The sequence below is a fragment of the Streptomyces hypolithicus genome (assembly GCF_052934925.1).
Window position 1 is genome coordinate 89427 of the sequence record NZ_JBRFMQ010000002.1, and the last position, 13576, is coordinate 103002.

Sequence of the window (13576 nt, forward strand, 5' to 3'; positions counted from 1 at the left end):
CTTGCCATCGTGCGCTTCCCTCGACCTCGAACCACTGATCGAGGAAGCGTCCGTCATCTCGACGGCCAGGACCACTACCCGCTGCGTCCGTCGTCCCCATGGGGAATTACGTGACCGCGGGGGTGGGGAATTACGTGACGCGGAACCCGCCTCACCTGGGGAATTTCGTGATCGCTCACAGGCGCCGCGGCCCGCGTTCTGGGCCATGGCGGGATCCGCATGGTGGCCGGAGCGGCCGGGGTGGCGGAGTCCACGGTGTCGCGCGGGAAGCGGGAGCTGGAGCACGCGGAGGAGCCCGCTGGCCGGGTCCGGGCACCGGGCGCGGGTCGGAAGCCCTTGCGGGAGGCCGATCCGGGACTATTGCCCGCGTTGCTGGCGCTGGTCGAGCCGGATCAGCGCGGCGACCCGGAATCTCCGCTGCTGTGGACGGTGAAGTCCACCCGGAATCTGGCGGCCGAGCTGACGCGTCAGGGGCACCGGGTCGGTTCGGACACGGCGGCCGCGCTGTTGAAGGCGGAGGGCTTCTCTCTGCAGGGCACCTCCAGGACCACCGAGGGGGCCCGGCATCCGGACCGGGACGCCCAGTTCCGCTACATCAACGACCAGGTCACGGCGTACCTTGCCGAGGGGCAGCCGGTCATCAGCGTGGATGCCAAGAAAAAGGAGACGCTGGGCAACTACGCGGTCATCGGACGCGAGTGGCACCGCGCCGGACAGCCGGTGCAGGTCCGCGCACACGACTTCCCCGAGAAGGGCGCCCAGAAAGCGGTGCCGTACGGGATCTACGACATCGGCGCGGACGCAGGCTGGGTGTCGGTGGGCTGCGACGGGGACACCTCTGCCTTCGCGGTGGCCACTTTGCGCCGCTGGTGGAACGGTGAGGGGCGCCGCCGCTACCCACATGCTTCCCGCCTGCTGGTTACCGCCGACGGCGGAGGCTCCAACGGCTACCGTGTGCGCGCCTGGAAGAAGGAACTCGCGGACTTCGCCTACGAGACGGGCCTTGAAGTGACTGTCTGTCACTTTCCACCGGGAACATCGAAATGGAACAAAATAGAGCACCGGCTGTTCTCACAGATCAGCATCAACTGGCGTGGCAGGCCCCTGACCAGCCACGAAGTCGTCGTCAGCACCATCGGAGCGACCACGACACGCAGCGGACTGTCCGTCCACGCCGAGCTCGACCCCGGCGCCTACCCCACCGGCGTCACCGTCCCCGACACCGTCATGGAACGCCTGCCCCTGACGCCGCACGAGTGGCATGGCACGTGGAACTACACCCTGCGCCCCGAACCACTCGCTCCTGAATTGGCGTCACCAAGCGTCGAGTTCGGACGCTTTCCCACCGGCGACAAGCTCCCCATGTGGCTGCGGCACCCCAGCCTCACCGGGCTCGAACCCGCCGCCTTCGACGATCTCGCCGCCCGCTGCCAAGCCTGGTGTGCCGAGCACCCGCCGATCTTCCTGCCCGGCAAACGTCCCGACGGCGGCCCCGGCGCCGGCAGCAGACGGCTCTCCGTCGCCGACCAGCTTGTCGTCTTCCTCCTCACGAAGCGCTGGTCCATGGCCCAGACGCCACTCGCCGAGGCAACCGGCCTGGCCAAGAGCCGGATCGGCGCGACCCTCCGGGAGGCCACGCCCGTACTCACCGCGCTCGGATACACGGTCCCGGTCGGCGCCCTCACCGTGACCACGGCACAACAGCTCGCCGAGATCGCCGGGCACGACCTCACACCCCCGTAATCCTCACCAAGATCTAGGATTTATTGATCGGCAGGTCCCTGGACCTCGCATGCTCACGGCAGACCATCTTGCCGCACACATCGATCAAGATCTATCCCTGTAGTACTAGGCCGCTTCCCTTGTTGCCTACGCTGCTGCCAAGACGTCAATAACGAATACCAGGGTGGACTTCGCGGGGATACCCTTTTGCGGTTGCGATCCGTAACCCTGGCCCGGTGGCACAATGAGGAGGACTCGGCTTCCTACCTTGGTGCCCATCAGCCCTTTGTCCCAGCCCTCGATGGCGTTTCCACGGCCGAGCACCACACTCGTGGCTCCGCCGTGCGACCAGGAGGAGTCGAAAATTGTTGCTTGCTCCTCACCGCGGTTGGCCGCCCATACTGCGCCGGAATACTGGAACACCACCTTCTGCCCGGCCTTCACGGCAGGCCCTGTACCCGGAATGAGCATCCTGGTAATCAGCCGCTCGGGGGCTGCCCTGTCAGGGACCGTGATCTGAGCGGCTGCGTGGGCAGCGTTGATCCGTGGCAGGTCACCGGGAACCGGCTGCTGGTGCCCGTCGATGATCGACTTTGCTCCGATGACCCTCATAATGTCCACCACGAAAACTACCGTGTCCGTGCCGTCCACGCCCAGTCCGGCATTGCCCGTCTCGCCGTAGGCTGCGGCCGCCGGCGCCACGACCATAATCCTGCTACCAGCCTGCTGGCCGTAGACTGCGCGGTCCAGCGCGGGAATGACCGCACTCTTGGCGACGGGGAAAACCAATGGTCGTGCGCCCTGTCGGTAGGTGTCGGGCAACGTCGAATGGCCCTGCCAGATCTTGGCCGTGTAATTAATAACGACAACGTCACCCTGTCTGACTTTCGCCCCCTTCCCGGCGTTGAGGGGTGACACAACGAACTTTCCACTCGGCCTGGCCTGGGGAATTCCTATCTTCGCCCTCTCGCCGAATGCCCCTGACACCTTCGGCGTTACCGTGTCCGTCGTCACCGAGTTCGGTATATCTGGTCGATGAGCTGGCACGCTGGGAGCCGGAAGTGCCCGATGCGTGGCGCTGGGGGTCGGCGTCTTGTTCGAGCTACAACCTGCCATCAGGATGATGCAAGCAGCGAGTGTAATTACAATGCGGCGCATAGGTCTCCTAACACTACGATTCAGTTGAGCCATGTGGAAAATTCTCATCATAATTTGATTTTCCGCCTGCGTGCCCGCAAGTTAAGATTTACAGCAGTACACCCTTTGGCGTCGAGGGAATGAATCTACTGATGAAATAATAAGAATTTCCTGCAAACCATAAACGTGGACGCCTTTTTATACTGCTCTCCGGGGTGCGTTCATCGTTTCCCATTTGCGTCAACGCGGGGCAGAAGCGTGACCGTACGGATTTCTCCTACGACTGCCACCCTCGGGTGGCGTGTCCGGGGGAGACCTGTTGGAAGTTCCGACACAGCCGCCCAGCAAGCAATGAGGGGACGGGTGCGATCATCCGGCCGGTGTCGGTGGCGTCATGACTGCTGCAGCCTGATCAGCAACAAAAAAACCCGAAGGCAGGGGTAAATTACGGCTACTCACCCCTGCTTCGGTAAATCGAAACCTCGTCAATTTTTGCGCGATGGGTGTTGTCAACTCACCGATGGCGGGCGCGTGCCCTGGTTTTGGTCGTTGCTCCGGCTGATCAGTCCATGAAGCCTTGCTGCATCGAGCATGACCCTGAGCCAGGCCGCTCCCCACAGGAGGGATGCCGTCTCCAGGAAGGCTGGGGAGCGATGTCCGCTGGCGAACCAGAGAGCAAGGTAGAAAACGACGGAAATCAGGCCGCCAAGAAACAAGGCGACTGATTGGAGGATGGGAGAGGGAAGTCGACGCATTAGCGGTTCTCGCGTTTCTCTTGGGATGGGCCCCATTCGACGAGGAGGAGCTCAGTCTTGCCGAGGTCCTCGCCGCGGGATTCCGCATGATGGCAGGTGATCTGCTGTGCCGGGCGCAGGTTGAGCGCCCGGCACAGCAGATCGGTTTTCTTATCCGAGATGAGGGAACCAGCTGCTCAGCAACTGCGGCGGTATGGGTAGGCCCAACTCGTCCAGTATCCGTATCTAAGTCTGCTGGTGAGGAAGAAGCCCAGGCATCCGCCTCGGTTGTTTTGGCTCTGCGCTATCGCTTGGGTCCAGGAACCGTAGCTGGCGATGAGAATCGTGAGGAACCACCCGACATAGGGGACGAAGGCGACTGCTACAGAAACCGGGCCGTACAAATAGTGCGAGTAGCCGGCAATTTTCCTGGTGTACGAGCGGTTGAACTTGAGCCACAGCGAGGTGCCGATGTGCCAGCCTGCGGACCGGCACCAGCAGTTTTTCCAGTATGACCAGGTGTGGCTGACCAGATGACCCCAGCTGCTCCAGTACATGGTTCTCCAGGAGTGCCACTTTCCGTTGAGGTCTACCCGGTTCAGCGGGTCGCCCATGACGTAGTCATAAGCGTTGGCGTTACCGCCGGGCAGCGGGTCTGGCGAAAGGAAGCGTCCCAGCGTCGGGTCGTAGAGTCGGACGCCCATGAGGACGGCCCCTGTCGGAGTCTCTGTGGATCGTTGCTTCGCCCCGAGCCAGCCGTAACGGGTAGCAGGGCTGTCGACCAGCGGATTGCCGTATTCGTCTTGCCGGAGCACGACCGGGCTCTTCGTGGCATCGAGCGGTAGCTGGAGGCCGACATCGCCGTGAATGGTGGCCAGCTGCAAGACAATGTTTCCAGTGCCGGAGGTGGTGGCTTCTAGATTGCCGCTGATGCCGCCGACACTGCGGGAGATGGCCCCGCCGACGTCCTCGGCGATCCAGGACGGGCTGTCGTCGCTGGCGGCGTAGTGGTTGGTCTTCCGCGCTTGTTGCGTCCAGGAGTCGCCAGTGTTTTTGGTCTCTGTGGACCAAGAGCCAAGGCGTCCTGCGCCGTCCAGGTCCCAGGTCTGGCGGACGTCAGCGGTGCTCTGCCGACGGACCAGATCATTTGCGAAGTACTCGACGGTCGCGCCGGTGGCTTGCGTCAAGGTCCGGCCGAATTCGTCATAGACGACACCGGTGGCAATGAGCCGATCCGCACTGTCATAGCTGTGGGTTGTTGCGGTGGCGCCGGTATCGACGCAGGTGACGCCGGGGTTACTTATGGATGTCGTCGACGATGTGCGGTTGGTGTTGTTGTCGAAGCCGTAGCTGCGGCGAGTACAGCTTTCGTCGGCTGCGGTGTCATCGGCACGGATGAGGCGCCCGATGTTGTCGTAGGCGTAATCCTGCTGGGTGGTATTACCTGCTGTTCCTGTGTGGTGGACGATACGGCCGTGAACGGAGTAGTCGGCTGTGTCGGAGAGGACGACAGTTCCGTCGGTGTCGCGGGTATAGACGGCCGAGGTCGCTTCCCCGACGTTGTTGGCCTGGACAGTGAGACTGTAGCCGCCGGGGAGTTGCTCTTTCGCGACTTGGGCTTCGGCGTCGTAGGTCACGCTGAAGGTCCCGGCGACCGAGTCGTTCATGGAAGTGGGAAGGCCGCGGGGTTCCTTGGCTGCGTCGTAGGTGTAGGTGCTGGTAGACGGGGCCGAGTCGCTCGTCTTGACCGGCCGGCCGAGCAGGTCGTACTCCGTGACGGTGGTATTACCTACGCCGTCGTTGTAACTGATCTGGCGGCCGAGCTTGTCGTACTTCGTGGTGATGGTCTGACCGTTGGAGGACTGAGTCGCCTGCTGCCCGCTGCTCGCATCGTAGGTGAATGTGACGTCGGGGACCGGGGTGCCTACACCTGCGGCGACGCTGGTCTTGATCACCCGGCCGAGAGCGTCAGTGGTGATGGAGTTGGTCCGGGTGACGCCGTTCGCGGATTCCGTCGACCTGGACGGCTGTCCCCACCAGTCGTATTCGACGGTTTTGGTCGGCAGTTGGCTGGGGTTGGCGCCGCCCCCGATAATTGCACCGGCTGCGCCTACGGAGCAGAGCAGGTCGGCCCACTCCGGGCGTCCGCTGCAGGGGCCGGTGCCGGTAGCAGACCAGTAGCTGCTGACGGTGGCGCCGGCGTCCATACCGTCGGACTTGGGCAGCGTCGTTTTGATGGCACGGCCCTGGGCGTCGTATGCGGTCGCCTTGGTCAGCTTCTTACCGTCGGCATCCTCGATGGAACTGGTGGCCAGAGCCGTGTCCCAGTCGTAGGTGGTCCTTGTCTTGGAGGTGTCCGCGTCAGACGGATAACCGTCCACGTGCGCGCCGGTGGTAATGGTCGTCGGCAAGCCGCTGACCTTGGCACTGCCGTCAGTGGGCCGACCCTCGTCGTAAGCGGTGACGCGGTGCTCCCGTGCGGGAACCTCAGTGCCGGCCGGCACGTCACTGCCGGTCGCACCCGCGGTAAGCGTGCTGGTGAGGGTGGCTTGATGCAACGGGCCGAGAGACTCTACCTCAAGCTGATCCGCCCCGGCATAGCCGTAGGTGGTGGACAGCACTTGGGCGCGCTCCGCAGGCGTGGCGTCACTGATTCCCAGCTGGGTGAGCGTAGCAAGGGCCTGCCCGCTTTGGGCCAGGGCCAGTTCCCGGTTTCCTGCGGTCAGCTCGCGCACGGTATTGCCGAGGTAGTTGTACTCGGTGGTGGTGATGTGGCCGCCGGGCTCGGCCGTGTTCACTTCCCGCCCGGAGGCGTTGGTGTAGCTGATCGCGGCACGCTGGTAGGCGCTCTTCGTCAAGGTGCGGCCGTCGTGCGAGGCCGGCACCGCGTCGGGGGGGAGAACCGCGGTGGCATCGGTGGGCACGTCCGTCTGCCCCCAGGCCGCGACGTCCGAGGGGGACATCGCGTTCGGTGCGGTGGCACCGGTGAGTGGTACGTCATAGACGAGGCTCGTCACGGCTGTTCCCTCCGTGACGTCCGCAGTGCCCTGCTTGAGTCCCGGCCGGGATGCCTTGAGCAGCATGCCCTCGCCGGCCGTCGCGGCGTTGCCAGCCTTGCCGTAGGTGAAAGTCCACGGCAACTCGCCGGGCTGGCCGAGTTTGGTCAAGCGGCCTGCACTGTCATAGCCGTACTCGGTGAAGGTTGAGGGAGTGATCTCGTGATGCCAGGTGCCGCGAAGGTGCCCGGTGTTGTCGTACTGATACCCCTGCATCCACCGTGACGTCGCACTGGTTGCGCCAGGGGCGGTGGACCACTGGTAGATAGCACTTACCTGGCCGGTGAAGGAGCCGAAGGTGGTGCCTGTCGCGTCGGTGGTGGAGGCATAGCGGAACTCCAGGAGCCGACAGCCCTTGGTCGACGGGGTCGTCGCGCAGGTGGCGGCGGGGACTGCGGAGGTTGGCGCGATCATGTACTTCGGCCGGGCCAGGGTCTGGCCGCCCGAGACGACCTTCTCCGAGACCACTGTGACCGTGGAGTTCGATGTCGCGCGATACGAAGTGGCAGCCTGCCAGGTGGTGGCTGCTGAGTCCACCTTGGCGAAAGTGGTGGTCACCCCGCTGGCGTCCTTCAGCGTGAACGCCCCAGTCGGCGCACCGGTCAAGGTGAGATAGTCGGAACCCGGCTCGGGCTTCCAGCCACCCGCGCTGGTGGCGGTGAAGCCGACCCCAACGCCCTGTGCGTCGAGCAGTTCCACGGACGTTGCCGAGGACTTGCGGATATTGCTCCAGTTAGTACTGCAACCGCATGTGTGGGTTTTGGCCTCGGCGTTGGTAGTGGCAGCGGCGGGCTCGGGCCTGGCTGCGGCGTCGGAAGTGTGACCAGCGGAGACGGTGCTCGTTGTCGTGGCAGCGGGGCGTGATGACGACGTGCCCGATCATCCGGCGGATCTCCGGGACGCTGAGGGGTATGAGGTCTTGCTCGTCGTCTCGGCTGCCCCTTTTGTGGCTTCTGCGGCACGGGTGGCGGTCAGGTAGGCGAGGGCGGCCATCGCGAGGGTGATGTGCCGGTACCAGGCCCGGTAGAGACGGACCTGGTAGTGGTCCAGGCCGCATTCGCCCTTGGCGATCTGGAAGCATTCCTCCACCTGCCACCGTGCGCCAGCGGTTCTGACCAGGTCTTTCAGCCGGGAGGTGGCGGGGCCGTAGCAGACGTAGTAGGCGATCTCGGCGGGGTCGCTGATGCTGCGGCGGGCCAGGACCCAGTGCCCGAAGCCGTCCTGCCACTGCGGGCGGACAGCGATCCGGGCCCAGTCGTAGAACCGCTGACCGTGCGCGCCCGCTCCGGCGGAGATCCGCTTCCATCTCTGCCGGGGCACTGCGGTGATCAGGTCGCGCACCTCGGCGACCGCACCATCGGTGGTGGTCACGGTGTCGTTGACCTTGGTGGCCAGTACATAGGCGACGTGCCGTTCCTCCAGCCAGGCCCGCATGTGTTTGACCTGGCCGTATGCCTCATCCGCAGTGACCCAGGCGAAGGGGACACGGGCGTCGATCACGCGTTGCAGCATCCACTTGAAATGCTCGATCTTCGTGGCGAAGGGCACCTCGTCACCGATCCCGGCCTGCCTGCACCGCTCGCGGTCATCGGTCCAGGAGGCGGGGACATACAGTTCCCGGTCGATCAGCGCCCGGCCTTTCACGGAGGCGTAGGCCAGGAACGTGCCGATCTGACAATTTTCCGTGCGGCCGGCCGTTCCGGAGTACTGCCGCTGGACACCGGCCGACTTGACGCCCTTCTTCAGGAAGCCGGTGTCGTCCCCGATCAGCACCGCGTCCTTGGCGCCGATCGTCTCGACGACGAAGTCACGCACGTCGTCACGGACGGCATTCTCGTCCCAGTCGGCAAAGTTCAGCAGCCGCTGGAAACCGTCCGGACGACGCTGGCCAGCCTGCTCGGCCAGCGTCCACCCGTTTTTCTTCTCCAGCGGTGCGAGCAACGTACTCAGGTAGTCCAGCGCCCGCTCACGCGGCTCCGACCTGCCGAAATGGCCCGCAAAGCGAGCATGAAGATCGGCTATCCCCTCGGACCAGTTCTCGATCTGCGCGACCGTCAGCGATTCATCACACAGTCAGTCCAACGACCAAGACGGCGCCCTGTCACGCCACATGCGGTTGCAGTATTAGAGGCGTTCGCCTCGGCCGTGACGCCGGACATCCAACCGGGGCCAAAGATCGGAGCCTGGCCCTCCAGGTCCTCGCCTGTGGTGGCGTGCCGGGAGGAGAGACTGCGGGTGACGGCGAGCCCGAACGCCGAGACATCGCCTTCCGTCACGGTGTAGTCGCCGGTGAGCATATTCGCCTCGCCCAGCCCAACATCCTGTTTCGGAGCGTCGCCGGCTTCCCGGTCCACGGTGGCGGTAATCAGCGGAGAGTAGCCCGTGGACGTGCCGTCGGTAAACGCCGCCCGGATGTCGATCGGTCCGTCTTTGGCGAACGTGGTGGTGATGTTCCAGGTCAGCGCGGGCGGCGCTCCATTTGGAGCGGCCACCGGCCATGCCGTGACGGCGGAGCCGTCGCTGTTCTTGGTGACATCTGCAAGTGGCACGGTGTGCCAGGTGTCGGTCTCTCCGCGCCTGTACTGGTAGGTGACTCCGGTATAAGTGGACTTGCCGGTGGCGACCAGGGCGACGCGCCGGGCGGGTCGGTCGCCGTCCCGAGGGCTGAGCATGGCGGCGCCATCAGCGCCGACGCCGAAGGTGTACTGGGTGACGGTGGCGGAGAGATTGCCGCCGGAGTCGATGGTCTTTGCGTACAGGGTGTGCCAGCCGTCACCCGGCGTGATGGTGATTGTTAGGGCGTCACCGCCGGTGCCGTTGGTGGTGTCGTCCTTCCTGTTGGGGGTATTCGAGGCGTCCAGACCCCAGTAGTAGCCTTGGCCGTCGGTGGATGTGGTGTCCAGGGTGCAGGTCACCGCGCCGGATGCCTTCGCCGTCCATGAATTGACCGGATAGGCGGGGCAGGAGATGGTCGGAGCGACCGGCTTGCCTGTGTTGAACAAGAACGTGCTGTAGGCGCTCCAGCTGCTGTAGTCGGTTCCGTCGTAGGCGCGCACGCGGTAGCGCATGTGGGTGCCGCTAGCGGTGGGAATGACCAGCGAGGCGGTGCTGCCCGAGGTCACCGCTGGTGACGTGCCGGTGTAGCTGTAGGTGGAGTCGCTGTAGGCCGGGTCCGGGGTGACCTCGAACTGTGCGTTGACCTTGCCGCCATCGGCGTCGATCACCTTCGCTGACAGCGTGGGAGTCAGCGAGGTGACATAGCGGTTGCCGTTGTAGGCGTTCACCGCTGAGGGCGACACGGCCTGCGCCGTGGGCGCCGACGGGTAGGAGTTGTAAGTGACGGTCAGGTGTGGCTCGGACGGAGCGTCGGACCCGTTGACGTAGTTGGCCGAGCGGAAGCGCCGCCAAGTGTACGGGTCGGTTTCGCTCGCACCGGCGATCCGCAGCCCGTAGTTCGCCGAGCCGGCCGCCCAGGCCGACACGATGGCGTCGATGTCAAAGTTGACGGTGCCGGCCGGGCAGGAAGTGTTGTAACCCAGCGCCGCCTTGTTGACCACGGCGTCGGTGGCTGTCGTCGCCGGCTGCACGGCCCAGGTGATCGTGGACGAGTCCCAGCTGCCGGTGATGCGGCGCACCTCGGTGCCCGCGCCGGTGGTGGCACAGGTCGAGGAGTAGTCGGAGTACAGCGCCAGGTTGGTGTCGGTGACATGTTTGCCGGCGAACCGGGCCACGTCGAACTTCAGAAACGAGCGAGCCTTGTTGGTGCCGGTGTCATAGGTGCCGGACTTCAGCTCCGGCGAGGAGACCTGGGAGTCTGAGTAGTCCGGGGTCTGCACCCAGGTGTCGGTGGTCGCCGAAAGCGTCGTGGTCGGATCTACCGTCACTGGCCATGTCAGGTCCGGATCTGCGAGGAAATCCGCATCCGGGGTAAGGACTAGGGTTTGCGCGCCGTCAGCAGTGGTCTCTATCTCCGTGGTGACCTTCGCGACGTGCTCGGCCTCGCCGGACAGCGGGTGTTTGGAGGCGTCCCACATCATCGGTGCCGGGGCCTCAGCGACCAGCTTGCCCGCATCATCCTTCAGCATCAGGTGACCTGAAGCGGCCTGAGAGAGCTTCAGCCCGTCCATCTGTAGCGGGATCCGATAGGACACCGGCGCGTCTGGCGCCTGATCCAGAATGACGTTCTGAGTGAAGCCCTGCTTTTGAGCGGTGACTTCTAGCGTCTGCCCGCCGCCCAGATCGTAGGAGGCGGTGGGCCCTTTGACCATCGGCGTGGGCAAGGCTTCCTGCCAGCCGAGGCCGAAGGTTGTATCACCTTTGGTCACCGAGGCCAGGTTCGTGTCCCCACCATCGGAGACCCTGATCTCCGCTGCTGCGGCCTTCGGCTCCAGAGCGGCACCAGCGTCGGAGAGCGCCGTGTCGATTTCCTTCCATTCCCCGTCCTGCTGCACTCGGATCGGCCCGGCGTAGCTGGTCGCTTGCGGTCGGCCAGGGCCGGCAGCCCGCCATGGGCGAACCGGCCCTGCCAGGTACGGACCGTGTCCAGGTGCAGGCCCGTCTCGTGGGCGATGCGTGCGTTGGAACGCCCCCGTGCCGCGTGCAGGACGATCTGCGCGCGGACCCGCAGCCGGTGCTCGGTCTTGTGGCCGTAGGCCATCTTCTTCAACCGCTGGCGCTCGGCGGCGGTCGGGACTATCGGGCGGGCCGGGGCAACGGGCATGACAGGCGGGCCGATCGGGAGAAGTGGATCACGACGGGGCGCACCCTGCCGCATCGACTGGTACGGCATCATCCACGCCGTGCTTGATGGCCTTGCTCTGGCCCAGCGGTGGCTCTCGTCGGCACCGCCGTGGGTCTGCGCTACTTCGCCCGTGTACGTACCCTCACCCAGCAGCAGCAGCAGCAGCAGCAGCAGCAGACGGACGGTGCGGTTGTGACTGAGGCGGCGCTGATCCGGGAAGCGTGACCACCGGCCCTCTGTGGGCCTAATGAGTCCAGGGTGGCGTGATGGTGCTGCCGTCGGCCAGCTTGGCGCTGAGCCCGACCCGTGTAGTGACCCACATGTGCGCGGGCTGGTCGGTGGTATTGGCAACCGCCAGCTCGGAGCCTGCCGGAGCCACCGCTGCGTCACCGACGCCGAGTTCGGCGCTCTCGCCGCCGATGGTAAGCCGGAGGCGGCCGGACAGAACGTAGAACGTTTCCTCGTGACTGATCATGTGGGCCGGACCCACCGTTCCGGCCGGGATCTCGCCGCGCCAGGCGGCGAGATCCCGGCTGCCCGTGCCCGGACGGACGTAGGAAACGAAGCGGGCACCGTGGATCTCGTGCACGACGGCCTCGTCACTTCGAATGAAGGGCATGCCAACTCCTTATAGACAAGTAACTTGTCCATAAAGACAAGCAGCTTGACGAGTTATAGTCAAGGTCATGGATGACGCTCTGGCCTTCTCCGCACTCGTGCTGGCACTCTCGGGACAGTTGGTGCAGGAGATCCACGCTCGCGTGTCCCAGCGGGGATTCGAGGACCTGCGACCTGCGCACGGCTTCGCCTTCGCCCGCATCTCCCTGGGCGACGCCACTACGGCCAACCTGGCCGAGCACCTGGGGGTGACCAAGCAGGCCGCTGCCCAGTTGGTCGATGAGCTGGTCCGCAAGGGGTACGTGGTGAGGCATCCACACCCCCATGACGCCCGCGCCCGGCTCTTGGGGCTGACCGAGGCCGGCTGGGCCGCCACTCGCGCCGCCGACGAGGCGGCCCGGGCTGCCGTCGCACCATGGCGAGAGGCGCTGGGCGAGGCGCGCTTCAGTGAACTTGTCGCCGACCTGGCCCGGCTTACGCCACGGGAGCCGATCCGCCCCGCCTGGTGAGCCAGTAAGTAACTGGCCTGGACTATCGCAGGTCACCAAGAAGGATCCAGGACAACGGATTTGCGCCATCCCGTGACGGGGACGCGCAGCAAGTCGTGGACCCCGCAACCCCCGAAGGACTTCCGGAGCCGACCACTTAGGTGGGCGGCGTACCGTAGCCACACGAGCTAAGTGGTCGCCTCCGGAGGTCCTTCGGGGGTTGACTCCGGAGGCGGCGTCGTGTGGGGCTGCTCAGATGTTGGGGGCTGCGAGGTAGAGGGCGCGGGCGCAGTGCAGGGCGTGCCGCCTCCAGGGGCCTGGGGTCCTCAGACGGGGCGCTTGGCCATGACGACCACGCCCGGCCCGGTCTGCTCATCCGCAGGGAGCCGGAGTTCGGCGACCGGGTGCAGTCCGGCCTGCTCGATCAGGTCCACGAGCTGCTCGGGCCGCCACTTGTGCGTGGTCCAACGAACGGGTACTCCTCCGTAGGCCTCGGTGCGCACTGCATCCTCGTCGCCGACGTGTGTGGCGGCGATGAAGTGCCCGCCCGGCTTCAGGGCGTGCGCGAAGTGGGCGAGGACCTGTGGAAGGACATCGCGGGGGAGGTTGAACAGTGACCACCACCCGAGCACGCCGCCGAGGGCGGCTTCACCGAGGTCGAGCTCGGTGGCGGAGGCGACGCTGAAGCGGCATTGCGGATGAAGACGGCGCGCGTTCTCGATCATGCGGGGAGAGAGGTCTACCCCGGATACGTCGAGTCCGCGTTCGGCGAGGTAGCCGGTCACCGTGCCGGGGCCGCAACCGACGTCGAGGACGGGCCCGAGCTCGCCTACGGTGTCGGCGAAGGCGTCGATCGACGCCTTGAGCCAGGGATGGCGACGGATGTCACCCATGCCCGTCGTCACCACCATGTGGGCGTAGTTGTCGGCCACCTGGTCGTAGGACTCACGGACGACGTCGAGATCGGCTGGGCGGTCAATATGGTGTGCGCGCATCAGCCAACAATAGGACGGTGGCCTTCCGGGGGCGTGGGTATGACGGTCATCCTTCCCGACGATCCCCGGCACGGGCACGGCAGAC

The 13576-nt window shown here is 65.3% G+C and carries 8 protein-coding genes and 2 pseudogenes; 3 read left to right on the forward strand and 7 right to left on the reverse strand.

Annotation, left to right across the window (positions count from 1 at the left end):
• Positions 1–180 precede the first annotated feature (180 nt).
• Positions 181–1743 (forward strand): annotated as a pseudogene (locus ACU6WZ_RS28960) (ISAzo13 family transposase); the annotation flags it as partial.
• Between the two features lie 126 nt (positions 1744–1869).
• Here ACU6WZ_RS28960 and ACU6WZ_RS28965 read toward each other — a convergent pair.
• The 5 genes and pseudogenes from ACU6WZ_RS28965 to ACU6WZ_RS28985 form a co-directional block, all read right to left on the reverse strand.
• The gene (locus ACU6WZ_RS28965) at positions 1870–2736 is read right to left on the reverse strand and encodes an FKBP-type peptidyl-prolyl cis-trans isomerase (protein ID WP_447034482.1); all 867 of its coding nucleotides are present in this window, start codon (positions 2734–2736) and stop codon (positions 1870–1872) included.
• Positions 2737–3790: 1054 nt separating this feature from the next.
• Entirely contained in the window at positions 3791–7348 is a 3558-nt protein-coding gene (locus tag ACU6WZ_RS28970) for an RHS repeat-associated core domain-containing protein (protein WP_447034484.1), read from the reverse strand.
• Positions 7349–7528: 180 nt separating this feature from the next.
• Positions 7529–8692, reverse strand: a complete 1164-nt coding sequence (locus ACU6WZ_RS28975; protein WP_447034207.1) for an IS701 family transposase — start codon at positions 8690–8692, stop codon at positions 7529–7531.
• 11 nt (positions 8693–8703) lie between these two features.
• Positions 8704–11100, reverse strand: coding sequence for a DNRLRE domain-containing protein (locus ACU6WZ_RS28980; protein WP_447034486.1), 2397 nt, complete (start codon positions 11098–11100; stop codon positions 8704–8706).
• 71 nt (positions 11101–11171) lie between these two features.
• A pseudogene (locus tag ACU6WZ_RS28985) lies at positions 11172–11441 on the reverse strand (helix-turn-helix domain-containing protein); the annotation flags it as partial.
• A gap of 36 nt (positions 11442–11477) precedes the next feature.
• On the opposite strand from ACU6WZ_RS28985, the gene ACU6WZ_RS28990 reads away from it, so the two are divergent.
• The gene (locus ACU6WZ_RS28990) at positions 11478–11615 is read left to right on the forward strand and encodes a hypothetical protein (protein ID WP_447034488.1); all 138 of its coding nucleotides are present in this window, start codon (positions 11478–11480) and stop codon (positions 11613–11615) included.
• 19 nt (positions 11616–11634) lie between these two features.
• Here the strand turns inward: ACU6WZ_RS28990 and ACU6WZ_RS28995 are convergent, their stop codons facing one another.
• Positions 11635–12009, reverse strand: a complete 375-nt coding sequence (locus ACU6WZ_RS28995; RefSeq protein ID WP_447034490.1) for a cupin domain-containing protein — start codon at positions 12007–12009, stop codon at positions 11635–11637.
• Between the two features lie 67 nt (positions 12010–12076).
• On the opposite strand from ACU6WZ_RS28995, the gene ACU6WZ_RS29000 reads away from it, so the two are divergent.
• Positions 12077–12517 carry a MarR family winged helix-turn-helix transcriptional regulator gene (locus tag ACU6WZ_RS29000; RefSeq protein ID WP_447034491.1) on the forward strand — a complete coding sequence of 147 codons (441 nt, stop codon included), beginning with the start codon at positions 12077–12079 and terminating at the stop codon, positions 12515–12517.
• Positions 12518–12822: 305 nt separating this feature from the next.
• Here ACU6WZ_RS29000 and ACU6WZ_RS29005 read toward each other — a convergent pair whose 3' ends face one another.
• A complete protein-coding gene (locus tag ACU6WZ_RS29005; protein WP_447034493.1) occupies positions 12823–13491 on the reverse strand; it encodes a class I SAM-dependent DNA methyltransferase in 669 nt (222 codons plus the stop codon).
• Between the last annotated feature and the right edge of the window lie 85 nt (positions 13492–13576).

What these genes read in the sequence shown, in the direction of transcription:
- ACU6WZ_RS29005 (WP_447034493.1), bottom strand. Translation starts at nt 13,491, where the DNA reads ATGCGCGCACACCATATTGACCGCCCAGCCGATCTCGACGTCGTCCGT.
- ACU6WZ_RS28995 (WP_447034490.1), bottom strand. Translation starts at nt 12,009, where the DNA reads ATGCCCTTCATTCGAAGTGACGAGGCCGTCGTGCACGAGATCCACGGT.
- ACU6WZ_RS29000 (WP_447034491.1), top strand. Translation starts at nt 12,077, where the DNA reads ATGGATGACGCTCTGGCCTTCTCCGCACTCGTGCTGGCACTCTCGGGA.